The organism is Limnospira platensis NIES-39, from assembly GCF_026000695.1.
Taxonomy (GTDB): domain Bacteria; phylum Cyanobacteriota; class Cyanobacteriia; order Cyanobacteriales; family Microcoleaceae; genus Limnospira; species Limnospira platensis.
Genome location: NZ_AP026945.1, coordinates 2,162,183 through 2,183,353, shown reverse-complemented (window position 1 = coordinate 2,183,353; position 21,171 = coordinate 2,162,183). Strand labels below are relative to the sequence as shown.

Genomic DNA, 21,171 nt, shown 5'->3' with positions numbered 1-21,171 from the left:
TAGTTATTGAGCTTCGTCTTTGCGAAAATCTGCCCGTCTAATCAACTCTTCTGGACTCAGGTTAGCAACAAAATCGCGAAAGGCGCGTCTTTCGGCTTCGTCAGCATCACGATCGACAGGGATAGAAGCATCAGCGATGACTTCTTCCATGACCCAGATCGGGCTATCGGTACGCAGTGCAATGGAAATGGCATCAGAAGGACGCGCATCAATTTCTTTACGATTCTCCCCTTGACGTACAATCAAGACAGCATAAAATGTATTGTCTTGGAGGGAGTGAATCACAATCCGCTCTAAAACCATATCCCAGGTTTCCATGAGATTGACAAATAAATCATGGGTTAGGGGTCGCGGGGGTTGATGGTTTTCCAAAGCGCCGATTATCGATTTAGCCTGATCCTGACCGATAAAAATAGGTAAGGCTCGTCGCTCAGACGCATCTCTGAGTAACACAATAGGGCTGCGTGTGGTAGCGTCTAGTGCAATTCCGGCGACTTTCATTTCAATCATCGGTTCAGCCTCGATAAAATACGATAGACAAACAACAAGTGGTTAGACCCGCCAGTAAGAATCCAGCAATTCCAGTATGCCTTGATTTTTACCCGAATTGACGACAATTGCTCTGAAATTGTGGACAGCTCGTTGGTGAATATGGTCAAACAATGCCGGATAATTAACTGATGTTAGCCTAAAAATCTAGGTTTAATGGGCATTCTAGCTTACTGGGAAGGTAATCGCTAGGGATTTTTCCTGGTCATGGGAGTTACCACCTAGGTGATTGGTTTTGTTTGTTTAACGTTCACTTGATACGGGAAAAAAGTTATGTTTACCGGATTAATTCAGGCCTTGGGGACGATTGAGAGTTTGGGGCGATCGCGCTTTCAGATCGCTTGTCAGGTGGGTGCAACTGATCTGATTTTGGGGGATTTGGCGATCGGTGATAGTGTGGCGGTTAATGGGGTTTGTCTAACAGTGGTGGAAATTATGCCCCGTGGCTTGGTGGCGGAGGCTTCCCCGGAAACTTTGGGTCGGACTACTTTGGGTAGTGATTTAAATGGTTATGTGAATTTGGAGGCTTCCCTGCGTGCGGGGAGTAAGTTGGGAGGACATTTTGTGACGGGTCATGTTGATGCGATCGCCACCATGGAGGCGGCGGTGTCTGTGGGTAATTCCTGGGAAATGCGTTTTGTTCCCCCCAGTGATGCTGATCTGTGGAATCAACAGATTGCTCCCTATTTGGTTGCTAAGGGTAGTATTGCCGTTAATGGGGTGAGTTTGACTATTTCCGAATGCGATCGTCATAGTCGTTGGTTTGCAGTCGCTGTTATCCCTCACACTTACCAAAATACCAATCTTTGCACCTTGGAAACTGGTAGTTTAGTCAACTTGGAAGCAGATATTTTGGGTAAATATGTCGCTAAATTTCTCAGTATAAATTCCACCGATTCCGTGAATATTTATCATCAGCAATCTCTCACAGCTACCCCAGAAATTACCCCAGAATTTCTCAGCGAACATGGTTTTAATTAGTCCATCAATTAATTATTAGTAAAAAAAAAGCCCCCCACCAATGGTGGAGGACTTGCAACTAATTACCTAACATTAGGGTTCAGTTTAACCGAACTTACCAGCAGTTGAGGCAATTAGGAAGGCTGCGTAGGTGAGGATATAGCCAACGGTGAAGTGAGCTAAACCAACAACGCGAGCTTGAACGATGGACAGAGCCACTGGCTTATCTTTCCAGCGAACCAGGTTCGCCAAAGGAGTGCGCTCATGAGCCCAAACAATGGTCTCGATGAGTTCTTGCCAGTAACCACGCCAGGAAATCAGGAACATGAAACCAGTTGCCCAAACCAAGTGTCCGAACAGGAACATCCAGGCCCAAACAGAGAGGTTGTTAGTTCCGAAGGGGTTGTAACCATTGATTAACTGGGAAGAGTTCAACCACAGATAATCGCGGAACCATCCCATCAGGTAGGTAGAAGATTCGTTGAACTGAGCAACGTTACCTTGCCAGATACCCAGGTGCTTCCAGTGCCAGTAGAAAGTTAACCAGCCCAGGGTGTTCAGCATCCAGAACATAGCTAGGTAGAAGGAATCCCAAGCGGAGATGTCGCAAGTACCGCCACGGCCGGGGCCATCACAAGGGAAGGCATAGCCGAAGTCTTTTTTGTCGGGCATCAGCTTGGAACCACGAGCATCCAACGCACCTTTGACCAGAATCAGGGTGGTGGTGTGCAGACCGAGAGCGATCGCATGGTGAACCAAGAAATCGCCAGGGCCAATGGTTAAGAACAGAGAGTTAGTGCCGGAGTTGATGGCATCCAGCCAGCCAGGCAACCAAACGTTACCGTAGTTAGGCCAAGCAGTGGTGGCAATGCTTTCAGGATTGGAAAGCAGCACATCCATTGCATAAACCGCTTTACCATGAGCAGCCTGAATGAACTGAGCGAATACAGGCTCAATCAGGATTTGCTTTTCAGGAGTACCGAAGGCAACCACAACATCGTTATGAACATAAATGCCCAAAGTGTGGAAACCGAGGAACAGAGACACCCAGCTCAGGTGAGAGATGATTGCCTCTTTGTGATCCAAAACACGAGCTAAAACGTTACCTTTGTTTTGCTCAGGATCATAGTCACGAACCAGGAAGATAGCGCCGTGGGCAAAAGCACCGACCATTAAGAAGCCAGCAATGTACTGATGGTGCGTGTAAAGAGCAGCCATCGTGGTGTAGTCCTTAGCAATGAAAGCATAAGGAGGAATGGAGTACATATGCTGGGCAACCAGGGAGGTGATTACACCCAGACAAGCCAAGTGCCATCCTAACTGGAAGTGGAGAGAGTTGTTATAGGTCTCATAAATGCCTTGGTGAGGCATATTAAAAGGACCTTCGAGACGACGACCAAAGAAGTCTTTGGCATCGCACATTTCTTTGATGCTGTGACCGATTCCGAAGTTAGTCCGGTACATATGGCCCGCGATGATGAAAATCACGGCGATCGCCAGATGGTGGTGAGCCATATCGGTCAGCCACAGGGACTCGGTTTGGGGATGAAATCCACCTAAGAAAGTCAGAATCGCAGTCCCTGAACCTTCAGAAGTACCGAACACATGACGAACGGTGTCAGGATTCTGAGCGTAAACTCCCCAGTTACCAGTAAAGAAGGGAGCCAAACCCGCCGGGTGAGGCAGAGTGCTCAAGAAGTTATCCCAACCCACGTGCTGTCCGCGAGATTCGGGGATAGCGACGTGAACCAAGTGACCAGTCCAAGCCAAGGAACTAACACCGAACAGACCTGCCAAGTGGTGGTTCAAACGAGATTCAGCGTTTTTGAACCAGGACAGACTGGGGCGGTACTTGGGTTGCAGGTGCAACCAACCAGCAAACAGGAAGACTGCAGCCAGTAGAAGTAGGAAGATAGAACCTTGGTAGAGGTCTCCATTGGTCCGCATCCCGATGGTGTACCACCAGTGGTAAACACCAGAGTATGCGATATCAACGGGGTTAGAAGCGCCAGCTTGGGTGAATGCGTCAACAGCGGGTTGCCCAAATTGGGGGTCCCAAATAGCGTGAGCAATGGGACGTACATTTAAGGGATCTTTAATCCACTGTTCAAAATTGCCTTGCCAAGCGACGTGGAACAGGCTGCCAGAAGTCCAGAGAAAGATGATGGCGATGTGTCCAAAGTGAGAGGCAAAAATCTTTTGGTAAAGATTCTCCTCGGTCATTCCATCATGAGTCTCAAAATCATGGGCTGTGGCAATCCCGTACCAAATCCGACGAGTGGTCGGATCTTGAGCCAAATCCTGGCTAAATTTTGGGAATTTCGTTGCCATAAGTCCTAACTAAATGGTGTTCTCATTAAGTACGCCCAGGGAAATCGAGGCAGTTACCCCGATTCCCGAGCGAAGAACCCTCATCCTACGGAGATGATGCGGGCGAGGAAGAATGCCCAGGTGGTGACAATTCCCCCTAGAAGGTAGTGAGCTACTCCCACCGCACGACCCTGAATGATGCTCAGAGCGCGAGGTTGGATGGCCGGAGCCACTTTGAGCTTGTTGTGTGCCCAAACAATGGACTCGATTAGTTCTTGCCAGTAGCCACGGCCACTGAACAGGAACATCAGGCTGAAGGCCCATACAAAGTGAGCCGCCAAGAACATCAAGCCGTAGGCTGAAAGGGCTGACCCATAGGAGTTGATTACCTGAGAGGCTTGCGCCCACAAGAAATCACGCAACCATCCATTAATGGTAATAGCACTTTGGGCAAAATTGCCATTGGTAATGTGACTAATCGTGCCGTCAGAGGCGACGGTTCCCCAAACGTCAGACTGCATCTTCCAACTGAAGTGGAAAATCACAATTGACAGGGAGTTATACATCCAGAACAAGCCAAGGAACACATGGTCCCAACCAGATACTTGGCAGGTGCCGCCACGACCAGGGCCGTCGCAGGGGAAGCGGAATCCCAACTCGCTTTTATCGGGAATTAGGCGAGAACTGCGGGAGTACAGAACACCTTTGAGCAGAATTAAAACGGTCACGTGAATTGTGAAGGCATGGATGTGGTGAACCATGAAGTCCGCCGTACCCAATGCGATCGGCATCATTGCGACCTTGCCACCCACAGCAATTACATCACCGCCAAAGGCAGGACTAACGCTGGCGAGGGCATTGGGGGCTGTATTGCCCGGTGCTAGAGTGTGCAGGTTTTGCACCCACTGAGCAAAGATAGGTTGCAGTTGAATTCCTGTGTCAGAGAACATATCTTGGGGACGACCAAAGGCACGCATGGTGTCGTTATGGACGTACAGCCCAAAGCTATGGAAGCCCAGGAAGATACAAACCCAGTTTAGATGAGAGATGATGGCATCCCGATGACGGATTACCCTGTCTAGTAAGTTGTTAACATTCTTAGCCGGATCGTAATCCCGCACCATAAAGATGGCAGCGTGAGCACCAGCACCCACAATACAGAATGCTCCAATCCACATATGGTGAGTGAACAGAGACAGTTGAGTGGGGTAGTCTGTTGCGATATAGGGATAGGGAGGCATGGCATACATGTGGTGAGCCACAATGATGCTCAATGAACCCAACATCGCTAAGTTAATAGCTAGTTGAGCGTGCCAAGAAGTTGTCAGAATTTCATAGAGCCCTTTGTGGCCTTCTCCAGTGAAGGGGCCTTTGTGAGCTTCTAATAATTCCTTCATGCTATGGCCAATACCCCAGTTCGTCCGGTACATATGACCGGCAATGATGAATAGAACTGCTAGAGCTAGGTGGTGGTGAGCTGTATCGGACAGCCACAAACCGCCAGTCTGAGGATTTAAACCACCCTTAAAGGTTAGGAAGTCTGCGTAAACTCCCCAATTTAATGTGAAGAATGGGGTTAGTCCTTGCTTAAAGCTCGGATACAGTTCCGCCATCAAGCTGGAGTTCAGAATGAACTCATGGGGCAGGGGGATGTCTTTAGGAGCCACCCCGGCATCCAGCAGCTTGTTAATTGGCAAAGACACATGAATTTGGTGTCCAGTCCAACCCAAGCAGCCTAAGCCCAATAGTCCAGCTAGGTGATGGTTCATCATTGACTCCACATTCTGGAACCATTCCAGTTTGGGAGCACGTTTATGGTAGTGGAACCAACCAGCGAACAGCATCAGACCCGCCATCACCAATGCACCGATCGCTGTGCAGTAGAGTTGGAACTCGTTGGTGATACCGGAAGCTCGCCATAATTGGAACAATCCAGAGGTGATCTGGATGCCTTGGAAGCCACCACCTACATCGGCATTCAAAATTTCTTGGCCAAAGATGGGCCATACAACTTGTGCGCTCGGTTTAATCCCTGTTGGGTTTGTTAACCAAGCCTCGTAGTTGGAAAACTTCGCGCCGTGGAAATATGCACCACTCAGCCAAATGAAGATTACTGCCAGATGGCCGAAGTGAGCGCTAAAGATTTTGCGCGAAATATCTTCTAAATCGCTGGTATGACTATCGAAGTCGTGAGCGTCGGCGTGCAGGTTCCAAATCCAGGTTGTCGTACTTGGACCTTTGGCAAGATCGCGGCGAAAATGACCGGGTTTTCCCCACCTTTCAAAAGAGGTAGGAGTTGGGTCCTTGTCTACCGTGACCTTGGCTTTTGCCTCCCGCTCTGGAGGACTGATGGTCATTTAGACTCTCCTCTCCGTATCACAAATAACAAAAATATTGTTGCAGATTCTGAAACGGGATTTTTTAAGCCCCTTCATCATCCTTCACAAAAGTTGAGAGTGTTCTTAACTTTTGTTGGGGGCAACAACAAACCCTTAGTTTTGCCTTGGGCATTTAAAGGCATATTATAACGACAACTGTATGCTTCTGTCTACAACAGTTTTTGATTCTGCCGTCAGCCGCTGTTGTCTGTAAATTGTATATCATCTTTCCGAGTCACATGGGGGAGTCGGTAACAATAATTAAGAATTCCTAAAACCCCTATAAAATCTTGGATTTAGCCCATATCAGCCGAAAAACTCTGTAAAGATCTGCATTGAACCGTTACAAAACTTAAAATTTGCTGCCATAAAATACTTTGATATACAGGCGCTAGAGGGACCAGTGGCTGGCTCGTGACAGCTCATGGACATAGATAAAAATGTTAAGGATAATCGGCATTTTATCAATATCTGTTGGAGATCCATATTAAGGATCGGGTCTGTTTTGGGCTATAGTTGCATACTATACGGTTTCTTTGGACGATTTGGGTTTTAGGAGTGTGATTGTGTCTGTGAACAAGTTCTGGTGGACTCCCATCAAAAAACTGCTGACTATTTTACTCGTCGCAGTAATAACGTTTCAGATGACTGGGTGTGGTGACTCTGAACCGACTGATCCATCAATTACCCAGACATCATCAGCGAAAACTGTTAAGCAGAGTATTTCGGAAGTATCCCCCCCAGATATCATTCAAAAATTACACCCAGCCCTCGATCGCTATCAACCTCAAGTCCAAATTATCAGTCCTCAACCAGACGAGTTGCTACAGGATAATAATGTCACAGTCCAACTACAAGTTTTGGACTTCCCCACCTTCCGAGACGAAACACTAGGTGATGGTCCCCACTTACATTTAATTATCGACAACGATAGCGATCGCCATATTTACAATCCCACGGAACCGATTATCCTATCAGACCTGAAACCAGGAACCCATACCCTGCGAGTTTTTGCTGTCTATCCCTGGGGCGAAAGTTTCAAAAATGATGGTTCAAGTGCGATCGCCACATTTCACATTTACACCAAAACCCCCAATAACAACCCAGATCCAAAACTTCCCTTACTTACCTATAACCGTCCCCAAGGAACCTATGGTGCTGAACCCATTTTGCTGGACTTCTATTTAGACAACGCCCCCCTACATTTAATCGCCCAAGAAGATCCAGAAGATGAAATCATCGATTGGCGTATCCGCGTTACTGTTAACGGCGAAAGTTTTATTATCGAACGCTGGGAACCCATATATTTAAAAGGATTCCAACCCGGTAAAAACTGGGTACAACTGGAATTTTTAGACGAACTCGGAGAACCCCTGAATAACGTCTACAACAACACCGCAAGAGTTCTCACCTACGACCCCAAAAGCCAAGATACCCTATCTAAACTAATTCGCGGTCAATTATCTCTATCCCAGGCTAGGGGTTTGGTTGAAGCGAACTATACCAGCCCAACTTTAGCCCCCTCTCCTGAAATTGAGGAAGCCTCAGAACCTGAACCTATAGTCGTTGAGGAACAGGAAGTCTCAGAACCTGAACCTATAGTCGTTGAGGAACAGGAAGTCTCAGAACCTGAACCTATAGTCGTTGAGGAACAGGAAGTCTCAGAACCTGAACCTATAGTCGTTGAGGAACAGGAAGTCTCAGAACCTGAACCTATAGTCGTTGAGGAACAGGAAGTCTCAGAACCTGAACCTATAGTCGTTGAGGAACAGGAAGTCTCAGAACCTGAACCTATAGTCGTTGAGGAGCAGGAAGTCTCAGAACCTGAACCTATAGTCGTTGAGGAGCAGGAAGTCTCAGAACCTGAACCTATAGTCGTTGAGGAGCAGGAAGTCTCAGAACCTGAACCTATAGTCGTTGAGGAACAGGAAGTCTCAGAACCTGAACTTGTAGCGCCAAGGGAACCTTTACCCCCAGAAAATCCGACATCAGAAAGTTCCGAACCAGTAGCCGGAAACCAATTACAGAAACTTTGGCAAAACTTGCAACTACCCAAATTTTCCAATAATGACTCAGAAACGCCGATTTTAGAGCAAATTAAAAACTTTTTCAGCAGCTTTGAGATTCCGGGATTAACTCAAATAGAAACGGAACCTGGGACTCCAGCCGCCTTACCTAAAATTGTGCGAGACCAACCAGAAACTGAAGCCAAGGAAGCACCTGTAACCGAGACCAGCGAATCAAGCGATCGCCTCGATTAAACCCCCATAAACAGCACTGACAATCATGATTATGAGTAATTCCCAACCGACTAAAAAACCCTTAGAATACTACCAATGGCGTGGCTATCAATGCGCCTATGAATTTCATCCCTCATCTTCGGAAATATCCGCAGATATTCCCCTACTATTAATCCATCCTATTGGAGTAGGATTATCTCGGCGTTTTTGGTATAGATTTTGTGAAAAGTGGCAGGGATATAATAACCCCATATACAGCCCAGACCTGCTGGGGTGTGGGGAAAGTGATAAACCAGCAGTAGCTTATCAAATCACAGACTGGGCGGAACAACTACAGTGTTTAATTGAAACAGTAATCAAGCAGCCAGTGATTTTACTAGCACAGGGTGCTTTATTACCAGTGGCGATCGTCCTCAGTAAAACATACCCAGAAAGTGTGCGGGGAATAGTGTTATCAGGTCCCCCAGCTTGGCGAGTCATGACCGAGGCTTCATCACCCACTAAACAGCGTTTATTGTGGAACCTATTTTTTGATACCCCAGCCGGGCGACTATTTTGGAATTATGCTTGTCGGGAACAGTTTTTACAGTCTTTTTCAATTAAACAATTATTTGCTGAAGCCAAAGACGTTGATCGCGAATGGTTAGACCTGTTAGCAATAGGTTCAAAAGACCCCAAAAGTCGCTATGCAGTCTTTTCATTTTTAGCAGGATTTTGGCGACAAGACTATACCCAAGACATGGCAAATTTGACCCAACCGACCCTAGTAGTTTTTGGCGATAAAGCCTCTAGTATTAGTCGCAGTGGGAAGTCAGAAACCGTAGATAAGCGCGGCAAATTCTACGAAGAAGGATGGAAAAAAGCCAAGTCTATAGTAATTCCTGGTCGTAATGTTTTACCCTACGAAAAAACCGAAAGTTTTATAAAAGTTACCCATGATTTTGTGAGGAATATAAATTAATTCATCCACCCCCCATGAGTTGGGGGCGGGTTCATTTATACCGTCGTTAATAACAACATTGACGGCGGTTGGGGGCGGGTTTATTTAGACCGTCGTTAATTACCACATTGACGGCGGTTGGGGGCGGGTTTATTTAGACTGTCGTTAATTACCACATTGACGGAGGTTGGGGACGGGTTTATTTATACCGTCGTTAATTACCACATTGACGGAGGTTGGGGACGGGTTTATTTATACCGTCGTTAATTACCACATTGACGGCGGTTGGGGGCGGGTTTATTTAGACTGTCGTTAATCACCAAATTGACAGCGGAACCCGCCCCTACATCACCATTATACATGGTTGGGGACGGGTTTATTTAGACTGTCGTTAATCACAACATTGACGGCGGTTGGGCGCGGGTTTATTTAGACCGTCGTTAATAACAACATTGACGGCGGTTGGGGGCGGGTTTATTTAGACCGTCATTAATAACAACATTGACAGCGGAACCCGCCCCTACATCACCATTATACATGGTTGGGGACGGGTTTATTTAGACCGTCGTTAATTACAACATTGACGGCGGTTGGGGGCGGGTTTATTTAGACCGTCGTTAATCACCAAATTGACAGCGGAACCCGCCCCTACATCACCATTATACATGGTTGGGGGCGGGTTTATTTAGACCGTCATTAATAACAACATTGACGGCGGTTGGGGGCGGGTTTATTTAGACCGTCATTAATAACAACATTGACGGCGGTTGGGGGCGGGTTTATTTAGACTGTCGTTAATCACCAAATTGACACCTGTTGGGGGCGGGTTTATTTAGACCGTCGTTAATTACAACATTGACGGAGGTTGGGGACGGGTTTATTTAGACCGTCGTTAATTACAACATTGACGGCGGTTGGGGGCGGGTTTATTTAGACTGTCGTTAATCACAACATTGACGGCGGTTGGGGGCGGGTTTATTTAGACTGTCGTTAATCACAACATTGACAGCGGAACCCGCCCCTACCCAATTATTAATTATCAATTATTAATTATTGCTTCTGGCGCAACGAAAACCAGCAAAAATTTCGCGGACATGGGGATAATACCAATTTCGAAAACTGCAACGCATAGCCCAGGGACGAGTTGTCCAACTACCACCCCGCAAAACTTTATGTTGGTTATCAAAATAAGTTTCAGAATAACCACGATAGGGATAAAACTCAAATCCTTCATAACCCATAAAATTACTGCTAGTCCACTCCCACACATTACCTAATAAATCATAAACTCCAGCGGCGCTCACTCCTGAAGAATACCTATCAACGGGAGTAGTTAGGGGTTGATTAGTAATATTTTTACCCAGGGAATTACAGTTACAATTTTCTGGTGTAGGGGGTTCTTCGCCCCAGGGATAAGTGCGTTTTTTACCAGCTTTACTATCCCAACTAGCGGCTTTTTCCCATTCGGCTTCTGTGGGAAGTCTCTTCCCGACAAAATTACAATAGGCTTCGGCTTCATACCAACTCACACCACAAACGGGGTGATTATCTAAACTAGGGTTATCAGTCCAATAAAGAGGTTGTTGGTTATGGTTATGCTTAAGCCACTCCCAACCATCATTAGACCACCATTTAGCTTTATGATAGCCTCCCGCTTCGATAAATTGGCGATATTGACCGCAGGTGACGGGGTAAGTATCAATCCAATATTGATCTAAATAACAACTATGAAGGCGGCGTTCATTATCCATTGCGTCAATGGCTTTATTTCCCATGGTTAACTCTCCGGCGGGTATTTCTACCTCTGAAACTGACAACATAGGAACATCATAAAATAGGGAAAAATCGCTGTTTTGTACCTCAAATCTATATAATTGTAGGACTATGGCGATGGTTTCTCCGTGTTGAGATTCATGTTGGATAATAAACCGCCATAGCCTTTCCTGTGTTTCTATAGGTGCGGTTTCTAAGTATTTGATAACTTGGATTCTCACCAGGGATAAATACTCTAAAATAAACTCTAAGGAAGGAAGCTGAACTCGTCGATTTTTGGGGAGACCATCAGCGGTGAACAGTTGCCTATATTCGGGATATAATGGTTGATATCCTGCACATTCTTCTAATAGCCAATAGGCTTCTGTAAAGGCTATATGCCCTAAATGCCAACCCACAGGGCTAAAGTCGGGGTGAGGTTGGGCACAGAGGGTTTCTCGGTTAATTCCTTCAATGAGTTTTAAGGTGCCGAGACGGCATTCATGCAGGGCGTGATAAATGGTCTGTTTGAGTGAGGGGGTAGATATGGATATCACAATCTTCTCCGACGCTAATTATACTTTGTTCTGGGCAAAGATGCCACTTTCCCGGAAATAAAGGCTCCGAAGCAATGATAACTGATTCTGGGAAGTTTTTATCATTCTTTAACCAGTAAAGACTGGGAGGAGTACCGGCTACAGCATACCGGGAAGCTACCATTTGCTTTCCATCACAAATAATCATATTAGCCAGAACCCGCACCTGCATTTTATGGGCGATTTTCTCAATGGTATATAATGTTTGTTCGAGGGCGGAAATTAGATCGGCTATTCCTTGACTTTGTAGGCTATCCTTAAACAGGGCAAATAGGTGTTCTGAGTCGGTGTTACCTTCTATTAAACGATAGGCTTGGTCTGTGAGGCGATCGCGAATTGGTTTATATAGAGTTTCTCGGAAATCCTGAATATAACCATTATGAATAAACATCAGTTTTCCTGACTGGAAAGGTTGACAGTTATTCAAGTTGACGGCTTGACCAGGAGTGGCGCTGCGAACATAAGCTAAAATTCTCCCGGACTCAATATAGCGACTGAGAGGAGTTAAGTTTAAATCACTCCAAATTGGCTGAATATTACGATATCGATAGGGTTCTGTATCGGCGGTGGGATGATACCAACCCATTCCAAAACCATCGGCATTTAGCAAGGCTTCCCGCATTTCCTTGGGTTGGTAACTTTGCACAATTAAGGAATGTTCCGGCTGACACAAAATTTGCTCAAGTTGAATCGGAGATCCGATATAGCCCAGTAAACGACACATAGTTAATAATTCGAGATAACCAGTAAAAATTAAACCAGAGACAGGTCATGCTGTCAGCTTCCATTGTTCACTAATTAGACTGATTAACAGCCTGATTAATGCTTACCCATTCCACCAAAAAACTTGATTTTAACATGATAGCATGATTCGACATCACCAGTCAAGTATACCATACTAATTGTCATTGTCTATCGCTTGACTTGTGGATATTTCCATTCGTATGTATTGGGGAATACAAAATTGGTCATAGAAACGGAGATACTGGGTTCTAAAGACCGAACATGATGCCACCAACCCACGGGAATAAAAATTACCTCTCCGGGTTCTAAAATAAATTCCATGGGTCTCACATTTTGAAATAATGGATATTTCTGATAGTCAGGATTTTCTAAATCTACTTGGCTGAAAACCCCGATATAGTTATACAAAAAAGGTGTTTGATAGGGAGGAATCATTCTTACCAATTTACGACCAGAAACTTGGGCTAATAATAAATTAACCGGGTCGTGATGCAATGGGGTAACAGTTCCGGCGGGTCCATACCAGAAGAAGATGCAACCTGATGTTTGCGTGGGGTCTAAATACTCTGTGAATATTTCGAGATCATTTAATAATCCTTTGAGTTCAGGACGGTCTAAGTTTCGATTATTAGCTACCATATAATAGTCGTTGGTTTGTTTACCGGAAACAACCGAATCAATATAATCAGCAAATAGCACGGTTTTTTGATGGCGCTGTAGGTTGATTTCATAGTCGGGGTCAGCTTCTCTTCCGGCTTGAATTTCGACCGTGGCTTGTCCGTAATTCTGTTTAAGATATTCTGGATTCCATAATTCTAACGCCCGCCAATTCTTCATGATATCAGTTAAAATCAAGGGGGTATTTTGGGAATAGTAACTCTCCAAAAATTCCGACCGAGATACCCAGGGTTTGCGGTCAATGCTGGGAGAGACTTCTGAGAGAGACGCTAATTGACTCTGAATGGTCAGCATTGACTCGACTTTTTGCAAGAGTTGGACAAACTGCTTTCCGGCTTGTAAATAAGGGTGACTTGTGGCTTGATTAACTGCCTCTAAAGCTAGTTTGATATCTATTCCCTGTTCTACCATTTTCTCGACTAAAATATGGTCAGGAAAATCCATGAGTTTATTAACTGCGATCCACTGTTGCCAATGGTCAGATAATTTTGGTGATGGAGGTTGATTATTGACTGGAAGAGGCTGTTGATGCAGCCACTCTAAGCTAACTTTTTGGTCGGCGTGTATGGTGATATTAAGGGGGGGTAAGGTAATTTGTTTGATTTCCGGTTGAGTCATCACTTGATATAAAGTTAAAACGGTGGAATTTATCTATTAAATCTGTGGGGATTTTCAGGATTAATTATTGGTGGTATGAAATCGCCAAAATTGACGACTACTCCACAGAAAAGCTATGCCAAAGCTGAGGTTAAGTAAACCAATCATGGCGTTTCCCCAGCCTAGGAATTTGATGGTAAAACCGATCGCGATCGCCACGGACATAATAGCTAAGGTAATCCATCCAAATCGTGCTAAAATCGGATGGGGTGTATCGGTTTGAGGTTCTCTGATCCAGTCAACTAGGCGATCGAACAGGACTTGACCCGTAAATAATCCGATAGTCAGGGAAACCATCGCCCATAGGGCGTGCCATTCATCTAAGAATAGCAGATAAGGCAGGTGAAACCATAGAATTGCACCGATCGCTAATAAACCCAAACCTGTTACCATCCAAATGATACCAGTTATCCATAGTGGTGTGATTGTTGGAGATGAGGGATTTTCCATAGTTTAGATTTATTTCCAAAGCCAGACCGACCCAGACAGCCATTAAGACACAGCCAGCCTGGGAAGTTTTGATCAATTATAGATTAAGGTAACTATTCAGGCGGGCAACCATAAATAGTTGCCCTTACCTGTTAGGGATTATCTGGAAACTAGCATTTTAGGTAATTTTCCCAAACATATCCTTCCATGACAGGGGTATAGATATAAACCCACTTACCATCAGGCGATCGTTCCCACACTTCCACCTCCACACCATCCGGCAGACTACCAATAATTCTACCACGAGGGGTAGCCCGAACATTCAGGGGAGTATCAGTCGGATCAGCGACAATACAGACGCGGGCAATTGACCTCTGATCTGCTTGTGTCTGGCTATTGCTTTCATCCCGATACCTTTGCCAAATCGACTCTCTGGCTACCGCCACACTATGGTTAATAGTCAGGAGAGAAGCAACCCCTAAAAATAATAATCCTATTCCAATCCGCCGCCATTTACTCATGGTTCAACACTCCTTATGTGGGTTAATGAAGCGGTAAATGCACCTGGAAAAGGATTGACAACTGACCATCTGAATTATAAATCAAATCTCCCCAAATTAATCATCTGATTTTTTTGATAACATTTCGGTAAATTTGAGCAAGGTTTCTACATAGCGATCGCCAGCCACCTCCAGCACATCATTATGACCAGCCCCTTCAACCCAGAGAGACATTTTCGGGCCGGCAAAATCATCATAAAGCCTCTGTCCATGGTCAAAGGGAATCACGCGATCGCGATCGCCATGTATAATCAAAACCGGAACCTCGACATTTTGAAGATTAGCCAAATTAGGGAAACGGTCAAAAGGAAAAATAGGAATCCGTGTTACCACCCGAAATGTACTAATAAAACCGCTTTCAATCACCAACCCCCCCACTAATTTCCGCGCCGCCAGGTGGGTTGAGGGACCACTACCGACCGATCGCCCGTAGACAATAATACGCTCAGGGGGAACCTGCAAAACTTGGGTAAGATAGTAATAAGCGGCCTCTATGGCTTGATAAGCGCCCGCCACGGAGGGTGTGCCGCCACTAAGCCCATAACCGGGATAGTCATAGGCGAATACAGAAAAACCTATATCCCGTAGACTCTCCAGGCGAGGCCGAATATCCCCCAAATCTTCAGCATTGCCGTGGCTGTAGAGAATGGTATACTGAGCGGTGGGATTGGGGAGATACAAAGCAGCAATGGGCACTCCGTCCAAGGTAGTCAGGAAAGTCAAATCCTCGGTTTTCTCATAACTGGGCGGACGAGGCAAAAAAATCAGGCGATCGCTTTTAAAATATGCCCAAACACCGACTATTATATAAATCGCCAAGATGGAAGTAACTATCCGGCGCAGAGAAAAGTCTCCAATAACCCATTTTCTGATTTTGGCATTATTCATAGATGATGAGGACCTAACATGGCAATGGAATTTCCCGACGACCTAAAATATTTAGATAGCCACGAGTATGTGCGTCTTGATGGCGAAATTGCTACCATTGGTATTAGCGCCTTCGCCGTTGACCAATTAGGTGATATTGTGTTCTTAGAACTACCCGATGTCAATGATGCCTTAGAGAAAGGCGAAACCTTTGGTAATGTAGAATCGGTCAAAGCCGTTGAGGAACTCAAGGCTCCCGTTAGTGGTACAGTTGTGGAACGTAATGATGCGATCGTAGAAGCACCCGAGGAATTAGCCGATGACCCCTATGGAGAAGGTTGGCTGCTGAAAGTCCGCATAGGCGATGAATCAGACCTTGATGATGCCCTATCTGCTGATGAATATAGGGTCTTAGTCGAAGGGGAATAAACCTGTCAAAAACCAATCTGGTCTAAGACTGGGGGGCAGAACTTGCAATTTTTCCCGTTTTGTTTTAGACTGCCCTATCAAATAGAACATTAGCATTAGTTTTCACTGTCTATGTTGTGGTTATGGCGATCGCCTGTGCGTAAGTCAAGCCAGATCAATCCCTAGGGTTTGGTATCCGAAAACTGCGACATTGAAAACAGTTTTCTCTTGCCATTTAGTTCTAACTGGGTTATAATCAATACAGCCCAACCTATATCCCTGCTTTAACCTAATTCAGGATCTCGCCATGCAGACCACAGTTAGTAACCAACTCAAATCTGAAAGCCTGGAGTTGCTGCGCGAGTACCAGCACTCCCCGTCTAACAGTATCCGTAATCAACTCGTTCAAATTAACATTGGATTAGTCCGTAAAGAAGTCCACCACTGGCTCAACCAATGTACGGAAAGCTATGATGATTTGTTACAGGTGGGCTGTATTGGCTTGATTAGAGCCATAGAAAGGTTTGATATGTCTAAGGGTCATGCCTTTAGCTCCTTTGCGATTCCCTACATTCGCGGGGAAATTCAACACTATTTGCGCGATAAAAGCCCCTCGGTGCGGGTTCCCCGTCAGTGGCTAACTCTACTGCGTAAAGCCACCCCATGTATTCAAGAGCTACAAGTAAAGTTGGGACGCAAACCCACCGATGTCGAAATAGCCTCAGCCCTAGAAATTTCCGTAGAGGAATGGAACCAGGTTAAACTGGCTTCCCAAAATAGATCTCTGTTGAGTTTAGATGCACCCATTCAGGACGAAGAAGAAGGATCAACCAGCCTGGGTGATTTAGTCCCAGATACTCGTTACCGCAGCTTCCAACTAGCCCAAGAAGATCAAATTCGTCTCCAGCAAGCACTGGGACATTTAGAAGACGGGACTCGCAAAGTTTTAGAGTTTGTGTTTCTCTATGACCTCACCCAAAAAGAAACAGCCGAAAAATTGGGAATTAGCGCCGTTACAGTCTCTCGGCGAGTTAAACGGGGTTTAAGTCTGCTCAAAACCATGATGAATGGCCCCTCTGATTCTGATAGGTAGCCAAATAGATAGACCAAAATAATTAACAAAAGCCCGATCCATTGCGTACCGGGCTTTTTTAGTGAATGGGGAATGTTGATTTTGCGGTTTTCTGAGTGTACTTCTGGACAAAGTAGATAACATCATGATAAAATCGAGTCCGTGATAAAAATATATTATTAAGTAAAGTTAAAAAGGTGTTGAACAAGAACAATACCTGACCAAGAATAGAATTAAAATTAACTTATAATAAGGTACGGGTTAACTCACGTTTAATTCATCGGATATCATGTCTAATAATTGGTGCTATAGGTACATAGGAGCAGCAAGCGATCGCTTTATCTGCTATATGGAAGGGTCAGACGCACTTAATCAGTATCCCGATTTTAGAGATAGGCACGCTCGCGCTGATCAGTTAATTAATGAGCTGTTAGGGTCAGATCCTTGTCTTTTTTATGTCCGAAGACACGGAGGAGCAAGACAGCCTGAATACGAAATCATAGAACTGACTATAGCAACAGATAATGATGATTTTTCCGTACCAAAAAAATTGGAAAGCCGTCGAAAGATATTGCAATTTTGGACGACTATTCGGCAAGATGGGAGTGGATGCCTGGAGATAAATAGAATTAATTTTGTCGATAAATACAGAGGAGAAAGGAATGCGTTTTCTACCCCTTTTTTGATTCATCTATTACCCCATGTACCAAGTAATCTTGGTATTCCGACCGAAGCATGGGAACACATAGTGACCATGCCCATCTGTAGCGATTATGTACCTACGAAAAAGCAAGTAAACGCATGGGGACAGTATTTAAAAATTGAACGCCGGACAGCCGAAAAACGACAATTTTGCATACCTTTTGTGAAACACAACTATCCGGCATCCAATAAACGTATAACTTTTCAAATCAATTCAGATCTGGCAACAAGCAATGGATCACTGTCACTCACTAAAGAGGAGTTTTGGCAGCGAGCCGGCGCAGCCAGAAACGGATCGGTAAAATTATTTACAAGCTCTGATTTAATAAGCGATAAGAAATGTGGACAAGAATTGGGGGAAATTGAAGTCATAGAAAGTACCAAAAATAAGATAAAAATTAAGATTGATCCTAATATTGCTGAGTCTCTAAACGATGGAGATTTAGAGTTACCTGAAACCGGTTTTTTGTTTTTTGAAGATATTGGCAGTCTAGTTCAGATCCGCTGGCAAGAAAAAGCATTGAGTAACTTGCAGGAGGGTCAAACCCACAATCCTTTTCTAGGTGAGTTTTTCTTTGATGCGGCTAAAGCCAGGGCGCTATCTGAAATTTCTATAATATCCCAAGCAGATTTATTATTGCCCGAAGCTAATGCCAGTCAAATAAACGCAGTAGAAGCTGTTTTAAATGCCGAGGATTTGATTTTGATTCAAGGTCCCCCGGGGACGGGTAAAACTACGGTGATTGCTGAAATCTGTTATCAAGTTGCAAGTCGGGGAGGGCGCACGTTAGTGGTATCTCAAGCTAACCTTGCCGTAGACAATGCTCTGAGTCGCTTAACTCACCACCCGGTATTGCGTCCGTTGCGAGAGGGAGATACCCGTGCAAAAGTTGGTCGAGAAGGAGAGCCTTTTTTGACTCATAATGTCATAGAAAGATGGTTAGAAAAAACTATTGATGATTGCCAAAAACGTTTATCAAAACAGCAGGAAATTTTCTTGGGATTGCGCCCATTGTTGACCCATTTAATCCGATTTCAAGACTATCTAGAAACAGAGATAAATTTTCCCGAACAAGAGCGAATACTGAGATCTAGAAAAACAGAGTTAGAAGAAGTTTGCAACGAGAAGAATAACTTGTTGAACAAAATTGATCAACAATGTCAACAAGTAGGTAATCTGATTGCGTATCTAAATTCGCTAATTAAATCGAACGCAGTCTTTCATTCTGAAAAGTTGACAAAATTGGATTCTTTGAACAAAAAAAAAGCCGAATTACGAACCGCTCTCAGTGAAATTAGTGACTACGAAAATGTAGCAAACCAAAATATTTTTAAGGTGTTACAAGAATCCTTAAATCGTCGCATATTAATTGACGACAAATCTTTGTATTTCCCACCTCAGATAATTGCTTTTTTCGACAAAAATAGATTTCAATATTCGCCTTTAAAAGATATTTTAAACACTCTTTTTATGGAAATGAATCAGTTGATATCTACATGGAAAAGTTGGGATGAATTTTGCACAATCAATAATGAGATATATTGGTTGATTTTTAAACATCAAAATTATATAGATAGTCACCATCCTCGCGAACGCGATATCAACCGATTGTATGAAAAATTGAAAAATAAAAATATAACTGACGGTCGAAAAATTTTAAACTTTTTACTCAAAACAATTCAATCAATATATGATTCTGATGCTCCAAAAAATTTGTATGATAAAGCATTAATTTTGGCTGCAATTAAAAGGTGGAACAGAGAAATAACCGCTCCCCCAAAACCAGTTGATGCCGAGCTAATATTATCGGATATTGTAGCCCGTTTTGTGGTAAATTTGAAAATAAAAACACAACAAATATTGGAAGAAATAAATTGTGAAAATGACATTCAAATGATTGAAATTCAGACCGAAATTGATAATTTAGATCAGATACAAAATCAGTTTTCTGAACTTGACAAAATCAAAAATTATTTGACTGAAAACTTCAATGGATTACAAAATGATCGCGATGAAATAAATAATGAAATGGTAGAACTCAACAATGAAATCAGTGAATGTAATGAAAGCATCCGGATTTTGAATAAAAATCTGACCGAACAAAGGACGTGGTGGAAAAATATCTGGGATAATATTCCGGACAGCTTAAAGCCAGAGATTGATACTGAAAGAATATTTTTAACCGATTCTTTAACAAATGTTCAGCAGTATTTTGAACCTTGGGGGGAATATCTTACTCAAGCCGAATCGTATCTTGAAAGGTATGAAGATACTATGACTCAATGGATTGAGCGGTTACGCAATCCATCAAATGATGATTTGGCAACAATCGAAAAACAGTATTTAGATAATGTCAATGTGGTTGGCATAACCTGTATGAAAGCAGCCCAATGGAGTTTTTCTCAAAGATTTAGCCAATTTGATGTTGTCATTGTTGATGAAGTTAGTAAAAGCACTCCACCAGAATTGTTGATTCCTGCACTAAAAGGGAAAAAGATTGTCATGATTGGCGACTATCGCCAATTACCTCCTATTCTGACAGAGGAAAATTTGGATGAACTGGCAGAGGAGCTTGCAGTTCCCAGAGAAAGAGTTGAATTTTTAGAAAAGTCTTGGTTTCAGCAGCAATTTGAAATGGCAAAAAATGCAGACAAAGGGATAACACAAAAGCTCAATATCCAGTACCGTATGCACCCTCAAATCATGGAAGCTATCAACCAGTTTTATGATGAAGGAGATGGAGGTTTAAGTTGTGGATTGCCAGACCCAGACAACCAGCGTGCACATCATTTGGACTGTCAGCTTATTCGTGAAGATCAACATATAGGATGGGTCAAAATTCCAGCATCCGCTAATTTTAGAGAACAACGCATCGGAACTTCTTATCAAAATGAGAAAGAAGTTATTTGCATACAAAAAATTTGCGAAAATATAAACAAAATTTGGGCTGACAAGGTTGCCAACGGTCAACCCAAAAAAGAGATCGGTATAATTACCTTCTATGGCGCTCAGTTAAGACTTATTGATGAGCGAATTTCTGGGGGGGACACTTATCTTAACCTTGACATACGAACGGGAACAGTTGATAGATTTCAAGGCATGGAAAAACCAGTTATCATCGTTAGCATGGTTCGCAACAATCAGCAAGGAAGAGTCGGATTTGCCAAAACTCCAGAGCGAGTTAATGTGGCATTTTCCAGAGCAAAAGAGTTATTGATTATTGTAGGATGTCACGATCTATTTACCCAAGTTCAAATTTATCAAGAAGTCGCAAAAGTGGTTCATAAGTATCAAGGTTTTATAGATGTTTCTACCCTTCTTTAATTGA

Annotated in this window: 15 protein-coding genes; 6 read left to right on the top strand and 9 right to left on the bottom strand. The window is 43.9% G+C overall.

What is annotated here, in order from left to right; translation table 11 throughout:
* Nucleotides 1–3: 3 nt before the first annotated feature.
* Complete coding sequence (locus N39L_RS10745; protein WP_006619830.1) at nt 4–510, bottom strand: bifunctional nuclease family protein; 507 nt, start codon at nt 508–510, stop codon at nt 4–6.
* A gap of 312 nt (nt 511–822) precedes the next feature.
* On the opposite strand from N39L_RS10745, the gene ribE reads away from it, so the two are divergent.
* Entirely contained in the window at nt 823–1,530 is a 708-nt protein-coding gene (gene ribE / locus N39L_RS10740) for a riboflavin synthase (RefSeq protein ID WP_006619831.1), read from the top strand.
* An 84-nt stretch (nt 1,531–1,614) separates the two neighbouring features.
* Here the strand turns inward: ribE and psaB are convergent, their stop codons facing one another.
* Nucleotides 1,615–3,840 carry a photosystem I core protein PsaB gene (gene psaB, locus N39L_RS10735; protein WP_006619832.1) on the bottom strand — a complete coding sequence of 742 codons (2,226 nt, stop codon included), beginning with the start codon at nt 3,838–3,840 and terminating at the stop codon, nt 1,615–1,617.
* A gap of 80 nt (nt 3,841–3,920) precedes the next feature.
* Nucleotides 3,921–6,176, bottom strand: a complete 2,256-nt coding sequence (gene psaA, locus N39L_RS10730; RefSeq protein ID WP_006619833.1) for a photosystem I core protein PsaA — start codon at nt 6,174–6,176, stop codon at nt 3,921–3,923.
* A gap of 587 nt (nt 6,177–6,763) precedes the next feature.
* Between psaA and N39L_RS10725 the strand changes: the two genes are divergently transcribed.
* The gene (locus N39L_RS10725) at nt 6,764–8,458 is read left to right on the top strand and encodes a hypothetical protein (RefSeq protein ID WP_014275202.1); all 1,695 of its coding nucleotides are present in this window, start codon (nt 6,764–6,766) and stop codon (nt 8,456–8,458) included.
* 25 nt (nt 8,459–8,483) lie between these two features.
* Nucleotides 8,484–9,398 carry an alpha/beta fold hydrolase gene (locus N39L_RS10720; protein ID WP_006615962.1) on the top strand — a complete coding sequence of 305 codons (915 nt, stop codon included), beginning with the start codon at nt 8,484–8,486 and terminating at the stop codon, nt 9,396–9,398.
* A gap of 1,025 nt (nt 9,399–10,423) precedes the next feature.
* Here N39L_RS10720 and egtB read toward each other — a convergent pair.
* The 6 genes from egtB to N39L_RS10690 all read right to left on the bottom strand — a co-directional run bounded on the left by egtB (nt 10,424) and on the right by N39L_RS10690 (nt 15,681).
* A complete protein-coding gene (gene egtB, locus N39L_RS10715; RefSeq protein WP_006617903.1) occupies nt 10,424–11,686 on the bottom strand; it encodes an ergothioneine biosynthesis protein EgtB in 1,263 nt (420 codons plus the stop codon).
* Nucleotides 11,631–12,449 (bottom strand): ergothioneine biosynthesis protein EgtC, encoded by an 819-nt coding sequence (egtC, locus tag N39L_RS10710; RefSeq protein ID WP_006617902.1) that lies wholly within the window; start codon nt 12,447–12,449, stop codon nt 11,631–11,633. Before egtC ends, egtB begins: the two co-directional genes overlap by 56 nt.
* Nucleotides 12,450–12,637: 188 nt before the next feature.
* The gene (locus N39L_RS10705; RefSeq protein WP_006617901.1) at nt 12,638–13,765 is read right to left on the bottom strand and encodes a cupin-like domain-containing protein; all 1,128 of its coding nucleotides are present in this window, start codon (nt 13,763–13,765) and stop codon (nt 12,638–12,640) included.
* Nucleotides 13,766–13,825: 60 nt separating this feature from the next.
* A complete protein-coding gene (locus N39L_RS10700) occupies nt 13,826–14,254 on the bottom strand; it encodes a hypothetical protein (protein WP_006617900.1) in 429 nt (142 codons plus the stop codon).
* A 149-nt stretch (nt 14,255–14,403) separates the two neighbouring features.
* Nucleotides 14,404–14,754, bottom strand: coding sequence for an SH3 domain-containing protein (locus N39L_RS10695; RefSeq protein ID WP_006617899.1), 351 nt, complete (start codon nt 14,752–14,754; stop codon nt 14,404–14,406).
* Between the two features lie 96 nt (nt 14,755–14,850).
* Entirely contained in the window at nt 14,851–15,681 is an 831-nt protein-coding gene (locus N39L_RS10690) for an alpha/beta hydrolase (RefSeq protein ID WP_006617898.1), read from the bottom strand.
* A gap of 18 nt (nt 15,682–15,699) precedes the next feature.
* Between N39L_RS10690 and gcvH the strand changes: the two genes are divergently transcribed.
* The 3 genes from gcvH to N39L_RS10675 all read left to right on the top strand — a co-directional run bounded on the left by gcvH (nt 15,700) and on the right by N39L_RS10675 (nt 21,167).
* The gene (gene gcvH / locus N39L_RS10685) at nt 15,700–16,089 is read left to right on the top strand and encodes a glycine cleavage system protein GcvH (RefSeq protein ID WP_014275200.1); all 390 of its coding nucleotides are present in this window, start codon (nt 15,700–15,702) and stop codon (nt 16,087–16,089) included.
* A gap of 286 nt (nt 16,090–16,375) precedes the next feature.
* Complete coding sequence (locus N39L_RS10680) at nt 16,376–17,161, top strand: RNA polymerase sigma factor SigF (protein WP_006617896.1); 786 nt, start codon at nt 16,376–16,378, stop codon at nt 17,159–17,161.
* A 268-nt stretch (nt 17,162–17,429) separates the two neighbouring features.
* Complete coding sequence (locus N39L_RS10675; RefSeq protein WP_126277488.1) at nt 17,430–21,167, top strand: DEAD/DEAH box helicase; 3,738 nt, start codon at nt 17,430–17,432, stop codon at nt 21,165–21,167.
* Nucleotides 21,168–21,171 lie beyond the last annotated feature (4 nt).

Coding starts and splice junctions, on each gene's coding strand:
- egtC (WP_006617902.1), bottom strand. CDS start 12,449: ATGTGTCGTTTACTGGGCTATATCGGATCTCCGATTCAACTTGAGCAA.
- N39L_RS10745 (WP_006619830.1), bottom strand. CDS start 510: ATGATTGAAATGAAAGTCGCCGGAATTGCACTAGACGCTACCACACGC.
- N39L_RS10700 (WP_006617900.1), bottom strand. CDS start 14,254: ATGGAAAATCCCTCATCTCCAACAATCACACCACTATGGATAACTGGT.
- ribE (WP_006619831.1), top strand. CDS start 823: ATGTTTACCGGATTAATTCAGGCCTTGGGGACGATTGAGAGTTTGGGG.
- N39L_RS10705 (WP_006617901.1), bottom strand. CDS start 13,765: ATGACTCAACCGGAAATCAAACAAATTACCTTACCCCCCCTTAATATC.
- N39L_RS10720 (WP_006615962.1), top strand. CDS start 8,484: ATGATTATGAGTAATTCCCAACCGACTAAAAAACCCTTAGAATACTAC.
- N39L_RS10675 (WP_126277488.1), top strand. CDS start 17,430: ATGTCTAATAATTGGTGCTATAGGTACATAGGAGCAGCAAGCGATCGC.
- psaA (WP_006619833.1), bottom strand. CDS start 6,176: ATGACCATCAGTCCTCCAGAGCGGGAGGCAAAAGCCAAGGTCACGGTA.
- psaB (WP_006619832.1), bottom strand. CDS start 3,840: ATGGCAACGAAATTCCCAAAATTTAGCCAGGATTTGGCTCAAGATCCG.
- N39L_RS10695 (WP_006617899.1), bottom strand. CDS start 14,754: ATGAGTAAATGGCGGCGGATTGGAATAGGATTATTATTTTTAGGGGTT.
- gcvH (WP_014275200.1), top strand. CDS start 15,700: ATGGCAATGGAATTTCCCGACGACCTAAAATATTTAGATAGCCACGAG.
- N39L_RS10680 (WP_006617896.1), top strand. CDS start 16,376: ATGCAGACCACAGTTAGTAACCAACTCAAATCTGAAAGCCTGGAGTTG.
- N39L_RS10690 (WP_006617898.1), bottom strand. CDS start 15,681: ATGAATAATGCCAAAATCAGAAAATGGGTTATTGGAGACTTTTCTCTG.